The organism is Pseudomonas sp. URIL14HWK12:I5 (assembly GCF_900176445.1).
In the GTDB taxonomy this organism is placed as follows: Bacteria; Pseudomonadota; Gammaproteobacteria; order Pseudomonadales; family Pseudomonadaceae; genus Aquipseudomonas; species Aquipseudomonas monteilii.
In genome coordinates this window covers 1-18,573 of record NZ_FWXQ01000004.1, presented here as the reverse complement: position 1 = coordinate 18,573, position 18,573 = coordinate 1, and the positions used below count along the sequence as shown (strand labels likewise).

The following is an 18,573-nucleotide window of genomic DNA, read 5'->3' as shown; positions in this document are numbered from 1 at the left end:
GCTTGCTTGCGAGGATTCACCCATGTCCACCGCTTCCAGCCTTGCCCAGCTCCCTGTGGCCAACGCGCCGCAGCCTTTGTACGCGTTCACTGATTCGCCTTTGCTGCAACGCCAGCAGCAACAAGAGTCCAACGCCCGCAGCTACCCACGGCGCATTCCGCTGGCACTCAAGCGCGCCCGTGGCATCCATGTGGAAGATGTCGAAGGCCGCCAGTTCATCGATTGCCTGGCCGGCGCAGGCACGTTGGCGTTGGGCCATAACCACCCGGTGGTGGTCGAGGCGATCCAGCGGGTACTGGCCGATGAGTTGCCCCTGCACACCCTGGACCTGACCACGCCGGTCAAGGACCGCTTCGTCCAGGACCTGTTCGGCATCCTGCCCGAGGCGCTACGCCGCGAGGCCAAGGTGCAGTTCTGTGGCCCGACCGGCACCGATGCGGTAGAAGCAGCGCTGAAACTGGTCCGCACGGCCACCGGTCGTAGCACCGTGCTGGCGTTCCAGGGCGCTTACCACGGCATGAGCCTGGGGGCGTTGAGCCTGATGGGCAGCCATGGGCCGAAGCAGCCACTGGGGGCCTTGCTCGGCAATGGGGCGCAGTTCATGCCGTACCCTTACGACTACCGCTGCCCGTTCGGCCTGGGTGGCGAAGCCGGGGTCAAGGCCAACCTGCATTACCTGCAAAACCTGCTGCTCGACCCGGAAAGTGGTGTGCCGTTGCCGGCTGCAGTCATCCTCGAGGTGGTGCAGGGTGAGGGCGGGGTGATTCCGGCCGATATCGAATGGCTCAAGGGCGTGCGCCGCATCACCGAGCAGGCCGGCGTGGCGCTGATCGTCGACGAGATCCAGAGCGGTTTTGCCCGTACCGGGCGCATGTTCGCCTTCGAGCATGCCGGCATCGTGCCGGACGTGGTCACCTTGTCCAAGGCCATTGGCGGCAGCCTGCCGTTGGCGGTGGTGGTGTACCGCGACTGGCTGGACACCTGGAAGCCGGGCGCGCATGCCGGCACATTCCGGGGCAACCAGATGGCCATGGCGGCGGGCTCGGCGGTAATCAACTACCTGGTGGAACACCGCCTGGCCGAGCACGCCGAGGCCATGGGGCTGCGCTTGCGCAGGCACCTGCAGCAGTTGCAGCGTGATTACCCGCAGTTGGGCGACATTCGCGGGCGTGGGTTGATGCTCGGCGTGGAGTTGGTGGACCCGCAGGGCAAGGATGCGCTTGGCCAGCCGCTGGCCAACCGCGATCTGGCGGCCAAGGTGCAGCGAGAGTGCCTGAAGCGCGGGCTGATTCTGGAGCTGGGTGGGCGGCATGGCGCCGTGGTGCGTTTCCTGCCGCCGTTGATCATCAGCGGCGAGCAGATCGATGAAGTGGCGCAGCGTTTTGCCGAGGCGTTCATCGCGGCAGTCTGACCGATAGCCGGGGGCGCACGGCGCCCTCGGCTGTCTCACGTCAATCAAAGGTGCGACCGGCCCGCCAATACCCCATCAACGTCAGGCATTCTCGCTGCAATCCACGTTCCTTGATCAGGTACCGGCGTATCTCCATCACCGTCGCCGATTCCCCCGCCACCCAGGCGTGAAACTCGCTGCTGTCGCTACTGGCCTGTTCCCACAGGATGCGTGTATCAATATCCACGTCTTCCAGCTTCGCCCGTGGTGTGGCGTGCCCAAGCGGCAGGCTGGCCAGCTCGCGCACGGCGTGCTGCATGGCTTGGCCATGTGCGCACCTCAGCCGTTCGCGCGGCAGCCAGCGCAGCGCAGTGGCATCGCCATGGCGCAGGCTCAGGCAATCCGCCTCCAGCGGCACCTCGATGAACGCGTGCACCGCCAGCTCGGGCTGGGTGTCGGCCAGTTGCTCCAGGATGCCGGCAATCGCCGGCAGTGCGGTTTCGTCACCTACCAACAGCACATTGCGCACGCCCTGGGGTGGCTTCCATTCATAACCGCCGGGGTCGCCCTCATAGGCCAGGTTGGGCGCGACTATCTGCAAACGGTCACCCACCTGCGCGTGGGTGGCCCAGGCTGAGGCGGGGCCGTTGACACCATGCAGCACGAAGTCGATATCCACCTCCAGCGCCTCACGGCGCAAGGCACGGATGGTGTAGGTGCGCATCGGCGGGCGCTGGGCCGGTGGCAGCGCGCTGTGCGCGGCCTTCCAGTGCAGGTCGTTGTTCAGGCTGGGCGGTGAGCCGTCGGGGGCGGGAAACAGCAGCTTGACCCGTTGGTCTGGGGCCAGGGTGGTCATTTCAACAACTTCTGGTCCGGTGAATACCAGCCGGGTGAGCGAAGGGCTGAGCGCGATCCGCCGCTTCAGCTGGATATTGAAGATTCGATAGCTGGGGCGTTTGCCGGGGAGCGCTTGAGTGACCCGCTTGCGCAGGTTGTTGGCCAGGGTGGAGAGCATCGCGAGGGCCGCCTTCTGGAGGATGGGTATGACGTTCAGACGAGTCGCCCACCCGGTGATTTAATCGCGCAGCCTGGGCTGCCGGCGGTGGCCGGGGCTTTGGCTAAATCAGCTCGCGGCTGTTTCGTCTTTGAGGGATGACTGGGCCCTGTGGTCCCGCTTCCTATCGCTAAGGACGCATTGCATGAATGCCGAAAACTCGTTGAAACTCGCTCGCCGCTTTATCGAACTGCCGCCGGAAAAACGCCGTTTGTTCCTGGCCGGGCTAAAGGCAGAGGGCGTCGATTTTTCCTTGTTTCCGATCCCTGCCGATGTTGCCTGCGATGACCGCGATGGGTTGTCCTACGCCCAGCGGCGTATGTCGTTTCTCTGGCAGCTGGACCCTCAGAGCGCTGCCTACAATCTACCCATGGCTGTGCGCCTGAAGGGCAAGCTCGACCGCCAGGCCCTGCAGCAAGCGTTCGATCGCCTGGTTGCGCGCCACGAGAGCCTGCGTACGCGCCTGCGTACCCAGGGTGAGCATCTGTACCAGGAGGTCCTCGCTGCCGAGGCCGTTGCCATCGTCGAGCACGACCTCACCGCCCTGGCAGCGGCGCAACGCGAAGCCCGTGTCGCGTCACTGGCCGAAGCCCAAGCGCAGGCACCTTTCAACCTGCTGCAAGGGCCGCTGTTGCGCGTGAACCTGCTGCAACTGGCCACCGACGAGCACGTGCTGCTGCTTACCCTGCACCACATCGTGGCCGATGGCTGGTCGCTGAACGTGCTGATCGACGAGTTCGTGCGTTTGTACGATGCCGCCTGTCAGGGCAGCGAAGCGACCCTGCCGGCGCTGCCCATCCAGTACCGCGACTATGCGCTGTGGCAACGCAGCTGGTTGCAAGCCGGTGAGCAGGAGCGACAGCTGAGCTACTGGCGCGAGAAGCTGGGCGATGATCATGCCGTGCTTGAGCTGCCGCTCGACCATTCCCGTGTCGGCGCACCGAGCCATCTTGGCGCGCGGCGCGAGTTGCAGGTCGACCCAGCGCTTGCCGAGCGTCTCAGGGCGTTGGCCAGTGCCCAGGGGGTTACCCTGTTCATGGTGCTGCTGGCATCGTTCAAGCTGCTGCTGCAACGCTACAGTGGCCAGCGCGCCATCCGCGTCGGCGTTCCGGTCGCCAACCGCCACCGTACCGAAGTAGAAGGCTTGATCGGTTGCTTCATCAACACCCAGGTGCTGCATACCGATATCGACCCGCTCATGGATGTGAGCCAGCTACTTGGCCGGGTCAAAGACACCGCCCTGGGCGCCCAGGCGCACCAGGACCTGCCGTTCGAGCGCCTGGTCGAGGCGCTCGAACTGGATCGCAGCAGCGCGCAAAGCCCGTTGTTCCAGGTGCTGTTCAACCACCAGGCGGCCATCGCCGACGCCGGTCAGGTTCGCCTTGGCAGTGGGCTGACGCTGGAAAAAGTCGCCCTGGACAAGCACAGCGCTCGCTTCGACCTTTCCCTGGACACCTATGAAAGTGCCGGGCGTCTGCACGCGGTGTTCACCTATGCGCTGGATGTCTTCGAAGAAGCCACGATCATCGGTTTCGGCGAGGATTGGCTGCGACTGCTGGACGGGCTGACCCAATCGCCCGCCACTGCGGTCGGCGAACTGCCCTTGGCGACCCAGGCGGTACAGCCGCTGGAGCCGCAAGCTGCCGGGGCGCAAACGCCCGGCCTGTGCGTCCATCACCTGATCGAAACGGCCGCCAACCTCAACCTGCAAGGCCTTGCAGCGAGCGGCGACGCCGGTCGAATCAGCTATGCCACCTTGCAGGCACGCTCGGATGCCCTGGCCCACGCACTGCTGGCGCGTGGCGTACAGCTGGATCAGCGGGTCGGCGTGGTGGCCGACCGGTCCTGCGAGATGCTCATCGGCATCCTGGCCGTGCTCAAGGCCGGTGCCGCCTACCTGCCGCTGGACCCTGACCAGCCTCAGTCGCGCATCGACTTCATGCTTGCCGACAGCAAGGTCAAGTGGGTAGTGGGCCGAGCAGGGCAGATCAGCCTGCCTGAAGGCGTCGTAGCGATTGACGTGGAGGGCGACTACCCGTCTGCGTCGGCGCCCAAGGTGGCGGTCCATGCCGACAACCTTGCCTATGTCATCTACACCTCCGGCACCACCGGCAAGCCCAAGGGCGTCGCGGTCAGCCATGGCGCCTTGGTCAACTACGTGCGCGGCGTCAGCCAACGCCTGCCCATGGACCAGATCGGCAACCTGGCAATGGTCACCACGCCGGCGGCCGACCTTGGCCACACCATGCTGTTCGGTGCACTGTGCTACGGCAAGACCCTGCACATGCTGCCCAAGGAGACCGTGCTCGATGCCCAGGTCTTCGCCGCCTACCTGCAGGCGCATGCCATCGATGCACTGAAGATCGTCCCCTCGCACTTGCAGGCCATGCTCGCCGCAGGCGCCGAAGCCTTGCCACGGCGCTGCCTGGTGGTGGGGGGCGAAGCGTGCACTGCGGCGCTTCTGGGCCGCATCAAGGCCTTGGCGCCCGACCTCGACGTGATCAACCACTATGGTCCCACCGAGACAACGGTCGGCGTCCTTACCCATGCCCTGCAGGATCGCCCGGTGCTCGGCCAGCCGCTGGACAACCTGCGCGCCCATGCGCTGGACAGCTGCCTTCAACCCGTGCCCGGCAAGGCCAGGGGGGAACTCTATATCGCCGGTGCAGGGCTTGCGCGTGGCTACCTGGGCCAGGCGGCGCTGACTGCCGAGCGCTTCGTGCCCGACCCCTGCGGCACCGAGGGTGCGAGGATGTACCGTACCGGCGACTGGGTACGCCTGAACGCTGACGGCGAATGCATTTTTGCCGGGCGCATCGATGGCCAGGTGAAGATTCGCGGCTACCGCGTCGAACTGGCCGAGATCGATGCCTGTCTGCGGCAGTTGCCGGGGATCGAAAGCGCCGTTGTGCGCGTGGTTGGCGAAGACGCCGATCGGCAGCTGGCCGCCTACCTGGTCCCGCAGCACTGGGCTGCGCAGGACGAAGCCCGTCAAGCTGTCGTCGACGGTATCCGGGCCGCGTTGAAGCTCGCCCTGCCCGAGCATCTGGTGCCGCATTACCTGATGCTGCTGGAGCATCTACCGGTAACCCTCAATGGCAAGGTCGACGTCAAGGCATTGCCTGAGCCGGTCGCCGTCACAGCCCTTTACCGGGCTCCCGCGACCGCACTGCAGATGCAGGTCGCGGCCATTTGGGCCGACGTGTTGCAACAGGCCCAGGTCGGCCTCGACGACAATTTCTTCGCCTTGGGTGGCCATTCGCTGCTGGCCACTCAGGTGGTCTCGCGGATCAGGCAGCAACTGCGCCTGGACGTGGCCTTGCGGGTGCTGTTCGACACTGCCGACCTGTCCGGTTTCGTCGAGGCGCTGCAGGGGCTGGAGCAGGTCGCCGGAGGCGGGATCCAGGTGCTGGACCGGACGTTGCCGCTGCAGGTTTCGCACGCCCAGTACCGCCAGTGGATGTTCTGGAAGCTGCACCCGCAAAGCACTGCCTACAACACCCCCCTGGCCATCCGCTTGCAAGGCCAGGTGGACCGGGACGCGTTGCAGGCCGCGTTCGATGCGCTGGTGATGCGCCATGAATCCCTGCGCACGATCTTCGAAGAGCATGACGGCATCCCCCGGCAGCGCATACTGCCCGCAGCGTCGCCGTGCATCGAGTACCATGACCTCAGCACTGCCGACAGCCGGGCGCTGCAGCAGCGCCTACAGGACGAGGCGCTTACGCCCTTCGATCTCGAACAGGGGCCGCTGATTCGGGTCAAGCTGTTCCAGGGTGGCCCGCAGGAGCAGGTGCTGACCGTGCTGTTGCACCACATCGTCTCGGACGGCTGGTCCATGAGCGTCATGGTCCGCGAGCTGGCTGCCGTCTACAACGCCCACACTACCGGCCAGTCGCTCGAGCGCCAGGCGTTGGCGGTGCAGTACGCCGATTACGCCGCCTGGCAGCGCGAACGCCTGGCCTCGGGCGAGCTGCAGGCCCAGTTGGCATTCTGGAAAACCACGCTGGAAGACGATTTCGCAGTCCTCGAACTGCCTGCCGACCGTATTCGCCCTCAGGTCCAGAGCTACCGCGGCGGGCGCGTGGATGTGCTCCTGCCTGCCGCGCTCACCGCCGATCTGCAGCGCCTGGCGGTTGCCGCCAATGCCACGCTGTTCCATGTGTTCCTGGCCTCGTTCGCACTGCTGCTGTCGCGCTACAGCGGGCGCGAAACGCTCAACATCGGCATGCCGGTGACCAACCGCAATCGCCTTGAGCTGGAGGGGCTGATCGGTTTCTTCGTCAACACACTGGTCGCTCGCGTGGCGGTCGATCCGTTGCAGTCCTTCAGGCACTTGTTGCTGGCGGTCAAGGAGACCACCCTGCAGGCTCAGGCGAACAAGGACATCCCCTTCGATGTGCTGGTGGAAGCGCTCAAACCCGAGCGGGGGTTGGGCCACAACCCGCTGTTCCAGGTCATGTACAACCACCTGAGCGACCTTGGCGAGCGGGTCTTTGGCGACAGCGTGCAAGGGCTGCGTGTCGAGGAGGTCGACCTGGTCGAGCACACCACGCAGTTCGACCTGTCGCTGGACACCCTCGAACGCAGCGAGGGTGTGATCGCCTCCTTCGGCTATGCATCGGACCTGTTCGACGTCGAGCGTATCGAACGCCTGGCATCGGTCTGGGTCAACCTGCTGGGCGCCCTGGCCAGTAACGCGGCATTGCCGGTGGCCGAGCTGCCTCTGCTTTCGGCTGCCCAGCACAAGCTGGCACTTGAAGCCGTCGACCCGGCCCCCTTGCGTTTCGCCGAAGGCCTCGGCGTGCATCAGCTGTTCGAGGCGCAGGTGCTGCGCGCACCGGAGGCTACGGCGCTGGTCCTCGATGATCAGGCGTTGACGTATCAGGTACTCAACCGCCGCGCCAACCAGCTGGCCCACAAGCTGCGCGAGCTTGGCGTGGGGCCTGAGGTGCGTGTTGGCATCGCCGTGGAACGCAGCCTGGACATGGTGGTAGGCCTGCTTGGCATTCTCAAGGCCGGTGGTGCCTATGTGCCGCTCGACCCGCAATACCCGCAGGAGCGCCTGCGTTTCATGGTGCAGGACAGCGGTGTTCACCTGCTCCTGACCCAGCCCCACCTGACACCGATGCTGCCGGTTTTTACAGCGGTGACCTGCCTTGAAATGCAGGCGGATGAGCACTGGCTGGGCAACTACAGTACGGCCAACCCGGTGAGCCTGACCGTCCCCGACAACCTGGCTTATGTGATCTACACCTCCGGGTCCACCGGCAAGCCCAAAGGTGTGGCCGTCGCTCATCGGGCGCTGTCGGTGTTCTGCAGCGTGGCGGCTGACTATTCGCGGCTCGATGCCAGTGATCGGGTGCTGCAGTTCGCCACGGTCAACTTCGACGGCTTTGTCGAGCAGCTCTACCCGGCCTTGTGTTGCGGTGCCCGGGTCGTCATGCGCGGCTCGCAGCTGTGGGACATCGAAACCCTCAAGCAGGCCATCGTCACCCACGGCATCACCGTGGCGGACCTGACCACCGCCTACTGGCGCATGCTGGCGGCGGAAAAGCTGCCCGCCGGTGCCTGCGCGTCGCTGCGTCAGGTGCACGTGGGCGGTGAAGCCATGCCGATGGAAAGCCTTGGCGACTGGTACGCCAGCGGATTGCAGCAGGCACGTCTGCTCAATACCTATGGGCCTACCGAAGCGACGGTGGTAACCACCGTGCAGGACTGTGCAGGTTTGCAGCCTGGTGCCGGTGGCAAGGCCATCGTGCCGATCGGGCGGGCGGTGGGCGGCAGGGTGACCTATGTCTGTGACGATGGCCTTGTCCTGGCCCCGGCCGGTTGGGTGAACGAACTGCTGATCGGTGGTCGCGGCTGTCTCGCCCGTGGCTATTTCAACCGCCCTGCGCTGACCGCCGAGCGCTTCATTCCCGACCCGTTCGACCCGGTCGGCGGCGGCCGTCTGTACCGTACCGGCGATCTGGCAAGCGCCCGTGTCGAGGGTGTTCTCGACTATGTCGGTCGCATCGACCATCAAGTCAAGATTCGCGGCCTGCGCATCGAACTGGGCGAGATCGAAGCGCGACTGCAAGAGCATGCCAGGGTGCGTGAAGCACAGGTCATCGACATCGACGGGCCCACCGGCAAGCAACTGGTCGCCTATCTGGTGATCGAGGGCGGTGTTGAACCGCAGGATGCGCTGCGTGAAAACCTGGCAAGCCACCTCAAGGCTGCATTGCCGGACTACATGGTTCCGGCGCACCTGATGTTCCTCGGCCAATTGCCGCTGACGCCGAACGGCAAACTGGACCGCAAGGCGCTGCCAAGGCCCGACCTGAGCCTCGAACAGCCAGCCTATGTGCCCGCTCGCAGCGAACGTGAAAAACAGATTTCAGCCATCTGGGCCCAGGTACTCAAGGTTGAACGCATCGGCCTGACCGACCATTTCTTCGAACTGGGCGGGCATTCGTTGCTGGCTACCCAGGTCACCTCGCGCATTCGCCAGGCCCTGGGCCTGGAAATACCCCTGCGCACGCTTTTCGAAGCCCCGGTGCTGGCTGATTTCGTCGCCTTGACAGGGCAGGGCACGCACGCGGCTGCCCTGGCGTTGCAGCCGGTCGACCGCACCCAGCCGTTGGCCTTGTCTTATGCCCAGCAGCGGCAGTGGTTCTTCTGGCAGATGGCCCCTGAAAGTACCGCCTACAACATGGCCACGGTCTTGCGACTGCGCGGCGAGCTGGATGTCGAGGCACTGCGCCTGAGTTTCGAAGCGCTGATCGCGCGGCACGAGACCCTGCGTACCACCTTCCGCCAGGCCGGTGACCAAGCCCTGCAGGTGATCCACCCGGCGCAGCCGTTCAGCTTGGCCTGCGAAGGGGTCGAACCGTGCGAGGGAGACGAACAGGCCGCGCTGCTCAAGCGCCTGGTCGAGGCAGAGACGCAACGTCCCTTCGATTTGGAGCACGGGCCGTTGCTGCGCGTGAAACTGTTGCGGGTGACCGAGGATGACCATGTCCTGGTACTGACCTTGCACCATATCGTCTCCGATGGCTGGTCGATGCCGGTGATGGTCGATGAGCTGGTGCAGCTGTACCAAGGGCGGCGCAACGGGCAGGCGGCGCAGTTGCCTGCGCTGCCTGTCCAGTACGCCGACTACGCCGTATGGCAGCGGCAGTGGATGGAAGCCGGTGAGCGTGAGCGCCAGTTGGCCTACTGGAAGGCCCAACTGGGGGACCGGCAGCCGGTACTCGAACTGCCCGGCGATCGCCCGCGCCCGGCTAACCAGGACTTCGCCGGCGCCAGTTTCGCCATCGACCTGGACCGCGACCTCGTGCACGCGCTCAAGGCATTGGCCCAGCAGCAGGGCGTCAGCCTGTTCATGCTGCTGTTGGCCAGCTTCCAGACCCTGTTGCACCGCTATTCGGGGCAGGACGACATTCGCGTCGGCGTGCCGATCGCTAACCGTAACCGCCTGGAAACCGAACGCCTGATCGGCTTCTTCGTCAATACCCAGGTGCTCAAGGCCGAGTTCGACCTGCACACCACCTTCAGCCAGCTGCTTGAGCAAACGCGTCAGACGGCCCTGGCGGCCCAGGCTCATCAGGATCTGCCGTTCGAGCAGTTGGTCGAGGCGCTGCACCCTGAGCGCAGTCTGAGCCACAGCCCGCTGTTCCAGGCGCTCTACAATCACCAGACCGAACAGCGGGGGCAGGCGCGCAGCCTGCCCGGGCTGGAAGTTCAAGGCATGGCCTGGGAGCGCTATACCGCACAGTTCGACCTCACCCTTGATACCTTCGAGCATGCCGAGGGGCTGGGCGCCTCGCTGGTCTACGCCACGTCGCTGTTCGACCGCCCGCGCATCGAGGCGCTGGCGCAGCATTGGTGCAACCTGCTGGCCGACATCGTGCGTCAGCCCCATCAGCGTGTCGCCGAGCTGGCGATGCTGGGCAGCCAGGAGCGTGAACAACTGTTGGCAAGGTGGGACCAGACTGGCGACGACCATCCGGACGACCGTTTCGTCCATCAACTGTTCGCAGACCAGGTTGCCCGCACGCCCGAAGCCATCGCAATCCGCTTCGACGATCAACGCCTGAGCTACCGCCAACTCGATGCGCAGGCCAATCGCCTGGCGCATCGCTTGATCGAGCAAGGGGTCGGCCCGGAGGTCAGGGTGGTCATCGCCATGCGCCGCTCCACCGACATCATGGTGGCGTTCATGGCAGTGCTCAAGGCAGGTGGCGTGTATGTGCCGCTGGACATCGCCTATCCGCAGGACCGCCTGCGCTACATGATGCAGGACTGTGCTGCGGCCTTGGTGCTGACGCAGAGCGATGTGCTGGGCACGCTGCCGATCCCCCACGGGTTGCCGACGCTGTCGGTGGACCTGCCGGCCGCCTGGCAGCAAGGCCCGGACACGGCGCCCGAGGTGGCGCTGTCAAAGCACAACCTTGCCTATGTGATCTACACCTCGGGCTCGACCGGCATGCCCAAGGGTGTCGCAGTGGCGCACGGGCCTCTGGCCTCGCACATTCTGGCCAACGGTGAACGCTATGAAACCGGCCCGCAGGATTGCGAGTTGCACTTCATGTCCTTCGCCTTCGATGGCGCCCATGAGGCCTGGATGCACCTGCTGATCAACGGCGCCAGTGTGCTGGTGCGTGACGACAGCCTGTGGCTGCCCGAGCAGGCCTACGCCGAGATGCACCGGCATGGCGTGACCATTGCCGTGTTCCCGCCGGTCTATCTGCAACAGCTGGCCGAGCATGCCCTGCGCGTGGGCAACCCACCACCGGTGCGAATCTACTGCTTCGGTGGTGATGCCGTACCGCAAGCCGGATACGAGCTGGCCTGGCAGGCCCTGCGCCCGCAATACATCTTCAACGGCTACGGGCCGACCGAAACCGTGGTCACACCGTTGCTCTGGAGCGCATCGCCAGGCGATACCTGCGGCGCGGCCTACGCGCCTATCGGCCGCCTGGTCGGGCGCCGCCGCAGTTATGTCCTCGACGCAAGCCTCAACCTGGTGCCGTTGGGGCACAGTGGCGAACTGTTCCTCGGCGGGCTCTGCCTGGCGCGTGGCTATCTCGACCGGCCAAGCCTGACCGCCGAGCGCTTCGTCCCCGACCCGTTCGCCGCGAACGGCGAGCGCGTCTACCGCAGTGGTGACCTGACTCGCACCCGCGCCGACGGTCTGGTTGACTACCTGGGGCGCATCGACCACCAGGTCAAGATCCGCGGTTTCCGTATCGAGCTTGGCGAGATCGAGGCGCGGTTGCAGGATCACCCGGCGGTGCGCGAAAGTGTGGTCATCGACATCCAGGGGCCAGGCGGCAAGCAGCTTGCCGCGTATCTGGTCAGTGCGGATGTGCAGCTCGACGACCTGCCGGGGCAGAGCCTGCTGCGCAGCGAACTGCGCGATCACCTCAAGGCGACCTTGCCGGACTACATGGTGCCCACGCACCTGGTGTTCCTCGACAAGTTACCGCTCACGCCCAATGGCAAGCTGGACCGCAAGGGCCTGCCAGCGCCTGACGTCACTCAGCTGCAGCAGGTGTACGTGGCACCTCGAAACGCGCTGGAGCAGACCATCGCCGGGATCTGGGCGGATGTTCTGAAAGTCGACAAGGTGGGGCTGTCCGACAACTTCTTCGAACTGGGTGGCGACTCCATCATTTCGATCCAGGTGGTCAGCCGCGCGCGCCAGGCGGGTATCCGCTTCACCCCCAAAGAGCTGTTCCAGCACCAGACCGTCCAAGGGCTGGCCTCGGTCGCCAGGCAAGGGGACGAAGGCGGATTGCTGATCGAGCAGAAGGCTGCCACTGGCCAGACCCTGCTGCTGCCGATCCAGCAATCGTTCTTCGAGCAGGACATTGCCCAGCGCCACCACTGGAACCAGGCGCTGTTGCTCAAGGCAGGTCAGGCGCTCGACAGCCAGGCACTGGAGCAAGCGCTTCAGGCTTTGGTGATCCACCATGACGCGCTGCGCCTGCGCTTCGATTGTGCAGAGGGTCAATGGACGGCTCGTTACGGTTCGCCAGCGCCACAGCAAGGTCTGCTGTGGCAGGCTACTGTGGCGGATGCCGAGGCGCTTGAAGCGTTGTGCAATGACGTTCAGGGTAGCCTTGATCTGCAGCGTGGCCCGTTGCTGCGGGCATTGCTGGCAACCCTCGCGGATGGCAGCCAGCGCGTGTTGCTGGCGATCCATCACCTGGTGGTTGACGGGGTGTCCTGGCGGGTGCTGTTGGAAGACCTGCAAACCGCCTACCACCAGTTGCACGCCGGCAAGCCACTCGACCTGCCTGCCAAGACCAGCTCGACCCAGGCGTGGGCTGCGCACTTGCAGCGCTACGCACGCAGCGAAACGCTGCAGGCGCAGCTGGCTTACTGGCAGGCGCAACTCGGCCTGGCTGATGCAGACCTGCCTTGCGACAACCCGGGTGGCTCGTTGCATGGCATGCATGTCGGCACCGCCCGCACCCGTCTTGACTCGGCCAGTACCCGGCAACTGCTGCAACAGGCACCTGCTGCCTACCGTACGCAGGTCAACGACCTGCTGCTGACCGCACTGGCCCGCGTCATCGCACGCTGGACCCAGCGCAGCGACGTGCTCGTGCAACTGGAGGGGCATGGCCGCGAAGAATTGTTCGATACCGTTGACCTGACGCGGACCGTGGGCTGGTTCACCAGCGTGTTCCCGGTGCGGCTGAGCCCGGAGCAGACGCTTGATGCGTCGATCAAGCGGATCAAGGAACAGCTGCGGTCGATCCCCGACAAAGGCCTGGGCTACGGTGCCCTGCGCTACCTGGGCGATGAGCAGGCCCGCGCGGCGCTTGCGCAGTTGCCGAACCCACACATCACCTTCAACTACCTGGGGCAGTTCGACGGCAGCTTCGCGCCAGGTTCGGACGCCGATGCGTCGGCGTTCCTGGTGCCCGCTGGCGAAAGCGCCGGCGCCAGCCAGAGCAGCGAAGCGCCGCTGGACAATTGGTTGTCGATCAACGGTCAGGTCTATGCCGGTGAGCTGAACCTTGAGTGGACCTTCAGCCGCGACATGTTCAACGTTCACACGGTGCAGCGCCTGGCCGACCAGTTCGCTGCCGAGCTCAAGGCGATTGTCGAGCATTGCCTGGCGGATGCCCACGCAGGTTTGACGCCTTCGGATGTTCCGCTGGCCGGGCTGACCCAGGCCCAACTGGACAGCCTGCCTGTTCCGGCGGCGCTGATCGAAGACCTCTATCCCCTTGCGCCCATGCAGCAGGGCATGCTGTTCCACAGCCTGTTCGAGCAAGGCGGGGGGCATTACATCAACCAGATGCGCGTTGACGTCAAAGGGCTCGACGTACCACGCTTCAGGCTCGCCTGGCAGGCCGCTGTCGATCGCCATGAGGTGCTCAGGGCCAACTTCGTGACCTGCTTCCAGCACCCGCTGCAGGTCATTCGCAGGCAGCTCGAATTGCCGTTCACGTACCTGGACTGGGCCGGCATCGCCGAGCAGGGTGCGGCCGTGGACAGCTGGGCCGAAGCCGATCTGCGCAAGGGCTTCGACCTGCAGCATGACCCCCTGCTGCGCCTGGCGGTTATCCGCACCAGCGAAGCATCGTGCCATCTGGTTTTCACCAGTCATCACATTCTGATGGATGGCTGGAGCAATGCGCAGTTGCTCGCTGAGGTGCTCCAGGCTTATGCCGGGGTGCCGAACGGTGGGGTGACGGGCCGCTATCGCGATTACATCGAATGGCTGCAGCGCCAGGATGCCGGGCAAGCTCAGGCCTTCTGGCAGCAGCAGTTGCATGACCTGAACGAGCCTACGCGCCTGGCACTGGCCATCCGTCAGGACAAGGCCCGCCTGGGTACCGGCTACGGTGAACACCAGCAGCGTTTGAGCGAGCAGCAGACGCAGGCGCTGGCTGCCTTTGCCCGGCAGCAGCGGGTGACCGTCAATACCTTGGTGCAAGCGGCTTGGCTGCTGCTTCTGCAGCGTTACACCGGGCAATCGTGCGTGAGCTTCGGCGCGACGGTATCCGGTCGCCCGGCGGAGCTGCGCGGTGTCGAGCAACAGCTGGGGCTGTTCATCAACACGCTGCCGGTGGTCGCCAACCCGCTTCCGCAGCAGCGGGTGGCGCAATGGGTGCAGCAACTGCAGGTGCAGAACCTGGCGCTGCGCGAATACGAGCACAGCCCCTTGTACGATATCCAGCGCTGGGCCGGATCGGGTGGGGAAGGGCTGTTCGATACCTTGCTGGTGTTCGAGAACTACCCGGTCGGCGATGCCCTGCAGCAGGGCGCACCCGCCGGGCTCGTGTTCGGCAACGTGCGCGGGCATGAACAGTCGAGCGTGCCGCTGACCTTGGCGATTGGCGCAGGTACGCACCTGTCGGTGCACTACAGCTACGACCGCCAGTGTTTCACGCAAGAAAGCATCGCGCAGATCGCCCGCCACTTCGGCACGCTGTTGCAGGCGCTGGTCAGTGGCGCAGATCAGAGGCTGGGTGACCTGGCAATGACGACAGAGGACGAGGACCTGCAAGACCTCGCTCATCGACACGGTGATGCCTTGTCGCTTTCGGACGCGCCTTGTGTGCACCTGTTGATCGAAGCGCAGGCCGCTCGCACGCCGAACGCCACCGCGCTGATTTTCGGCGACCAGCACCTGACCTATCAGCAGCTCAACCGGCGTGCCAACCAGTTGGCGCACCACCTTCGCGAACGCGGGGTGGGCCCGGATGTGCTGGTAGGGGTCGCACTCGAGCGCGGCCTGGAGATGGTGATCGGTCTGCTTGCCATCTTGAAGGCAGGCGGTGCGTATGTGCCGCTGGACCCTCTCTACCCCCGTGATCGCCTGGCTTACATGATGCAGGACAGTCAGGCTCGTCTGTTGCTGTCCCAGGCTTCGCTGGCGGATCGCCTGCCGCAGGGCGGGACGGCCGAAGTCTTGCTGCTTGACCGGTTGCAGCTGCGAGACGACGCTGATGGGAATCTGGACAATGTCACCGCGCCGGGCAACCTGGCACTGAGCATCTACACCTCGGGATCCACGGGGTTGCCCAAAGGTGTGCTGATCGAGCACCGCAATGTCACGGCGCTGATCGGCTGGGCGCGCACGGTCTACACCACGCAGGACCTGCAAGGCGTGCTGGCATCGACGTCCATCTGTTTCGACCTGTCGGTATGGGAGCTGTTTGTCACGCTGGCTGCGGGTGGCTACGCGGTGCTCGCGCAGACTGCGCTGGAACTGCCCTACCTGGCGGCGCGAGAACGCGTACGCCTGGTCAACACCGTGCCCTCGGCCATCAAGGCACTGCTCGACGCCGGTTCGTTGCCTGCGAGCGTGCGCATTGTCAACCTGGCAGGCGAACCCTTGCGGCAGCCAGTGGTGGACAGGCTCTATGCGCTGGGCCATGTGGAGCATGTCTACGACCTGTACGGCCCGTCCGAAGACACCACCTATTCCACCTGGACCCGCCGTGAGTCCGGTGGGCGAGCCAATATTGGCCGGCCTATCGCGAACACGACAGCGTATACGCTGGACATCAATGGCAAATCCATGCCGTCCGGGGTTGCGGGCGAGCTCTGCCTTACCGGTGCCGGTCTTGCCCGGGGCTACCTGGGGCGTCCGGCACTGACCGCGGAGAAATTCCTGCCCGATCCTTTCGATACTTCCGAGCATGGCGGAGGCCGTCTGTACCGGACAGGTGATCTGGCGTCCTATCGCAACGACGGCATGATCGAGTACATCGGGCGTATCGATCATCAGGTGAAGATCCGTGGCTTCCGCATCGAGCTGGGCGAGATCGAACTCAAGCTGCTTGCGCATCCCGCCATTCGCGAAGCGGTGGTGATCGATAGCGAAGGCCCGGGTGGGCGGCAACTGGTCGCGTACCTTGTGGCTGATGCGTGCATGCAGGCGCTTCGCGACACCCTGCGTGAGTACCTGAAGGCCATGCTCCCGGAATACATGGTCCCGGCGCACTTCGTCGCGCTGGACGCTCTGCCACTGACCCCCAATGGCAAGTTGGACCGCAAAGCCCTGCCTGCACCGGACGCAAACACGCTTCAGCAAGGTTTCGTGGCGCCTTGCGGCGAACTTGAAGCGCAGGTGGCAGCGATCTGGGCCGATGTGCTGAAGCTTGAAAGGGTCGGCATGAACGACAACTTCTTCGAGCTGGGCGGGCATTCGCTGCTGGCAGTCCAGGCGACCCAGCGCGTGCAGTTGCTGCTGGGGCTAGAGGTGCCGCTTTCGGCCCTGTTCGGTGCCGGGCGACTTGCGGACTACGTGGCGACGGTGGCTGAGCTGGCGCCTGCCAGCGCAGCGGATGTCGATGAGTTGAGTGATTTCCTGGCAGAACTGGAGAGTGTTTGAAATGACGGCCCAGAACATCGAGCTGGTTAAACGGTTCCTGCATCTGCCACTGGAGCAGCGTAAGCAATTCTTTGAAAAGATGCAGTCCAAGGGCATGAGCTTCGCTCGGCTGCCGATCCCGCGGATACGGGACGAATGGGGGCCTATCGGGTTGTCGTATGCCCAGCAGCGCCAGTGGTTCCTTTGGCAGTTCGAGCCCGAAAGCGCGGCCTACAACATCAGCATGGCCCTGCGTTTCAGGGGCGCATTGGACCCCGCGCTTCTGCAGCGTAGCCTTGAAGACCTGGTGCACCGCCACGAAAGCCTGCGCACCGCTTTTGCCCAGGACGGCGACCAGCCTGTGCAGGTCATTGAACCGAGTGTGCGGGTGGAAATTGTACGGGAGCCCTTTGCAGCGGCACCAGACGCTGATTTTGCCGAGCGCCTTGAACGTCGCATCGAAGAAGAGGCCGGCCAGCCTTTCGACCTGGGGCAGGCGCCCCTGTGGCGGGTAAGGCTGCTGCAGGTGAACGAGGCCGACCATGTGCTGATCCTGGTCATGCACCATATCGTCTCCGATGGCTGGTCGATGCCGATACTGCTGGACGAGTGGATCCGCAGCTACGAGGGGCATCGCCTTGGCCAGCCGGCGTCGTTGCCGGAGCTGCCGATCCAGTATGCCGACTATGCCATCTGGCAACGCCGGTGCATGGAAGCGGGCGAGCTGGCGCGTCAGCTGGCGTACTGGGAGGCCGAGCTGGGGGGGGAGCAGCCGGTGCTGGAACTGCCGATCGACCGTCCTCGCCCGGCGGTGCAGAGCCGGGCAGGTGCAAGCCTGGATATCAGCCTGGACGACACACTGTGTGCCGGCCTCAAGCAGCTGGCGCGTGATCGGGGCGTGACAGTGTTCATGCTCCTGCTGGCCAGCTACCAGACCTTGCTGCACCGCTACAGCGGGCAGAACGATATCCGTGTCGGCATACCCACGGCCAACCGCAATCGAATGGAGACCGAAGGCCTGATCGGCTTTTTCGTCAACACCCAGGTACTCAAGGCGGACTTCGACCTGGGGATGACCTTCACTGAACTGCTTGAGCAGACTCAGCGACGCGTCTCGGGTGCCCAGGCCCATCAGGACCTGCCGTTCGAGCAGCTGGTCGAAGCCTTGCAGCCAGAGCGCAGCCTCAGCCATAGCCCGTTGTTCCAGGTCATGTTCAACCACCAGACCGAAGCGCGCGGGCAGGGGAGGCAGCTGCCTGGCTTGGCTGTAGAGACGCTGAACTGGGAACGCGGGACCGCGCAGTTCGACCTGACGCTGGAGACCGTGGAGCACGAGGCAGGGATCGCGGTGTCGCTGACCTACGCAACCGCGCTGTTCGACGAAGCCACCATTGCCCAGCTCGCCGGGCACTGGCAGGCCCTGTTGGCCGCCATCGTCGCCCAGCCGCAGCAGCGCATCGCCGAGCTGCCGCTGTTGAATGCCGCGCAGCAGCAACAGGTGGTCTACGACTGGAATCGCACCCACGCCGACTACCCGCTGGAGCAGTGCCTGCAGCAACTGATCGAGGCGCAAGTCGCCGCCACCCCGGACGCACCGGCGCTGGTGTTTGCCGAACAGGCCCTGAGCTACCGTGAGCTGAACCGGCGCGCTAACCAGCTGGCGCACAAGCTGCGCGAACAGGGCGTGGGGCCGGACGTGCTGGTGGGCATTGCCGCCGAGCGCAGCGTGGACATGGTCATCGGCCTGCTGGGCATCCTCAAGGCCGGTGGCGCCTATGTGCCGCTGGACCCGGAATACCC

At 64.9% G+C, this 18,573-nt stretch carries 4 protein-coding genes; 3 read left to right on the top strand and 1 reads right to left on the bottom strand.

Annotation, left to right across the window (positions count from 1 at the left end; all coding sequences use genetic code 11):
• The first annotated feature begins 22 nt into the window (after nucleotides 1–22).
• Nucleotides 23–1,411 (top strand): aspartate aminotransferase family protein, encoded by a 1,389-nt coding sequence (locus B9A31_RS10530; RefSeq protein ID WP_016711680.1) that lies wholly within the window; start codon nucleotides 23–25, stop codon nucleotides 1,409–1,411.
• Nucleotides 1,412–1,451: 40 nt separating this feature from the next.
• Here B9A31_RS10530 and B9A31_RS10525 read toward each other — a convergent pair whose 3' ends face one another.
• Nucleotides 1,452–2,405, bottom strand: coding sequence for a siderophore-interacting protein (locus B9A31_RS10525; protein ID WP_016711679.1), 954 nt, complete (start codon nucleotides 2,403–2,405; stop codon nucleotides 1,452–1,454).
• 184 nt (nucleotides 2,406–2,589) lie between these two features.
• Between B9A31_RS10525 and B9A31_RS10520 the strand changes: the two genes are divergently transcribed.
• Nucleotides 2,590–16,794 (top strand): non-ribosomal peptide synthetase, encoded by a 14,205-nt coding sequence (locus B9A31_RS10520; protein ID WP_084296981.1) that lies wholly within the window; start codon nucleotides 2,590–2,592, stop codon nucleotides 16,792–16,794.
• A 1-nt stretch (nucleotide 16,795) separates the two neighbouring features.
• The coding region (locus B9A31_RS10515) for a condensation domain-containing protein (RefSeq protein ID WP_143512041.1) at nucleotides 16,796–18,573 on the top strand (1,778 nt) is incomplete at its 3' end.

Excerpts from the sequence above, each read along its gene's own strand:
- B9A31_RS10530 (WP_016711680.1), top strand. The coding sequence starts at position 23 with ATGTCCACCGCTTCCAGCCTTGCCCAGCTCCCTGTGGCCAACGCGCCG.
- B9A31_RS10520 (WP_084296981.1), top strand. The coding sequence starts at position 2,590 with ATGAATGCCGAAAACTCGTTGAAACTCGCTCGCCGCTTTATCGAACTG.
- B9A31_RS10525 (WP_016711679.1), bottom strand. The coding sequence starts at position 2,405 with ATGCTCTCCACCCTGGCCAACAACCTGCGCAAGCGGGTCACTCAAGCG.